This window comes from Cupriavidus sp. DL-D2 (assembly GCF_039710735.1).
Lineage (GTDB): Bacteria > Pseudomonadota > Gammaproteobacteria > Burkholderiales > Burkholderiaceae > Cupriavidus.
Map to the genome: position 1 here is coordinate 1 of NZ_JBDKXK010000156.1, position 402 is coordinate 402.

Here is a 402-nt window from a genome sequence, read left to right on the forward strand (position 1 = left end):
ATGGCGTCGCTGCCTGCCTGGATGGCCGAGCCGGTCAGCGTGGCGTCGCGCCCGGCCACCGCCGTGACGCTGCCACCGGCCTGGACACGGCTGCCGACGCCACGGGTGGTCTGTTCACGCAGATAGTCGCGTCCGCCATGCGCGGTGGCATCCTGCGTGGTGCCCGTGGCGGCCGTGCCGAGGTCGAGGTCACGGCCTGCGCCGAGCAGGGCGTCGTTGCCGGCGCTTACGTTACCGCCCGCCATGCCGATGTCGCGCCCGGCCAGCACGGCAACGTTGTTGGTGGCCGAGATCGTGCCAATGGCACCCACGCCCGTGGCGCTTGCGCTGTTGCCGTTGGCCAGTGTCGTCGTGTTCGTGATCGTCTGCGCCGCATTGATGACATCGCGTCCGGCCGATACC

General features: G+C 70.6%; 1 protein-coding gene. It reads right to left on the reverse strand.

Going from position 1 to position 402, the window contains the following annotated elements; genetic code table 11:
• A partial coding sequence (locus tag ABDB81_RS30455; RefSeq protein WP_346814428.1) for a hemagglutinin repeat-containing protein occupies nt 1-402 on the reverse strand: 402 nt, incomplete at both ends.